The sequence below is a fragment of the Brachyspira sp. genome, assembly GCF_050873525.1.
GTDB lineage: Bacteria > Spirochaetota > Brachyspiria > Brachyspirales > Brachyspiraceae > Brachyspira.
In genome coordinates, this window is sequence record NZ_JBNMIZ010000313.1 from 1 (window position 1) to 2,137 (window position 2,137).

The window sequence follows — 2,137 nt, forward strand, 5'->3', positions numbered from 1 at the left end:
ATATTACAGATTTATATAAATTGCAATAGTTTAATTTGATTTTATTTTATAATAGAATTTTGTTAATATTGGATTACTTCGGCTACGCCTCGTAATGACTATATATTTCTGTCATTGCGAGCTTTCGTAAGAAAGCGAAGCAATCCACACTGTATAGATTGCCACGCCTCACGCTGTGTGCCTTTGGCATCGGCTCGCAATGACATTTTTTATTTTCGCAATGACAATCAAAAAAATCCTCAATGACATGAAAAATAAAAAATAACAATTCCAAATAAAAAATCAAAAAACTATTGCAATTTTTTTTTAAATATCCTATAATACAACCGATTAAAAAAAGGGGAATGAGGGTGAAAATCCCACGCTGGCACGCAACCGTAAAGCCTTATAAAAAATTAAAACTTTTATAAGCGAAGTCGGAATACCTTACATAATAATCGAGTCGAGCGCGCTTGATTAGAGCGCTCCTTTATCTTAAATTGAAGGAGTTTTTAAATGAAACCACAAAAAAACCTTATCAAAAGTCTATCTTTAATCGTATTTGTCCTAATCGTAGCCATATCCTGCGATAAGAGACCAACCGCCCCAATAGAGGGAACAACGCATAAAAACCATAGCTTGCTTTTAGGAACTTGGGAAAATAATGGCTCGAGTTATACTGAAACTTATATATATAGTTATGGAAAATTTGACGGCGGTTCTTATAAAATGAATGTCGGAATGATAATTTGGAGTTCGGATACTGCGGGAATTATTTACGGCAAATATACCGAAAACTCATATTACAAAGATGTTGTCGGAAAATATTACGCCGTTTCATTCAAGGATTTAACCGAAAACTCAATAAGTATTTCTGGTGCTTATAAATCTGACGGAAAAACGGGAACAGAAACTTTGGAAGAAGCCATAAGCGAATTTACCATAGACAACGGTTATTATAGCTATTATTCAAGTTTAACAAAAAAGGAATAAAGAATATTTGATTTTAAAGGAGTTAAAAAATGAAAAGTAAATTTATAAAATTTTTCGCATTGATTTTTGCGATTATTATATCGATTTCATGCGGTAATGAAATAACTCCTCCCGAAAATGATAACGAAAGCGGAACGGTAATCGTTATAGATAAAGATAAAACTTATACGGTTAGGCTTGGTTCGATAGTTACAAATATTAAACCTTCCGATATGACTAACGCTTGGAAAGATTATATCGGCGGTAAAAAAGTATTAAAACCAGACAAAACCGATGCAGGATGGTATTTTAATAAAGAAACGGGAAATTATCATGAACCTCCTTATTATTCTACCAACCCGAGAGCCGATTTTATTGGGACGGCTATAATGTCAAATCATGGAGAAGCTTATTTAATGGGAATATATTATAATAATAAAATATTGGGAGAGGGATTTTCTCAATATATGCTTATTTATATTCAAGCCGATGGACAAGAGCGAGGTTATTACGGCGGCGGTTCTGATAAAAATAAAAAGCCCGATTATTCTACCGTTTGGACGCATTATAAAGCGAGTATGGGCGTAGACCCTTTGGGAATATTATCCGACCAATATATATCTAAAGACCCCAACCCAACTCCAGAACCCGAGCCTGAACCTGAACCCACTAAAAAAGAAGGAGATTTATCTCTAATTTTAGGCAAATTTCAAAATCAATCTTATAAAGGCGAATGGATTGAAACGGGAGAAGATTACGACCTTAATGTATTTTATTCTTATTCAATGAAAGTGCTTGAAACTAATTGGATTTCGGAAACCGAATGCTATCTTTATGGACAATATTCCGAAACATTTCTTCAACCATATTTCGATATGGATATGACGCTTGAAGATGTTCAAGAATGGGGAATGGGATTAAATATAGGCAAATATTATGCAATACATATTCAAAATTTAAGTTCTACTTCTTATGAATATTCAGGCGCTCTCAAAAATGGAGTTTATGCAGCGTCTACTTTAGAAGAAGCGAAAACTTGGACGGTTGAAGGCGGTTGGTTTGATATACATTCTAAACTTGATAAGGTTTTAACAAAATCCTCATTTATGGCTTTAAATATTAATGCGATTGAAATTAAAGAAGTTATTAAAACATTATAAATATAGATTTTTATATAGAAAATAGA

2 protein-coding genes are annotated in these 2,137 nt (G+C 33.1%); both read left to right on the forward strand.

The annotated features are described in order from the left end of the window. The first annotated feature begins 495 nt into the window (after window positions 1–495). Entirely contained in the window at window positions 496–972 is a 477-nt protein-coding gene (locus tag ACR0QS_RS12930) for a hypothetical protein (RefSeq protein WP_432633863.1), read from the forward strand. Between the two features lie 29 nt (window positions 973–1,001). Further along, window positions 1,002–2,111, forward strand: coding sequence for a hypothetical protein (locus ACR0QS_RS12935; protein WP_432633864.1), 1,110 nt, complete (start codon window positions 1,002–1,004; stop codon window positions 2,109–2,111). Window positions 2,112–2,137: the final 26 nt, after the last annotated feature.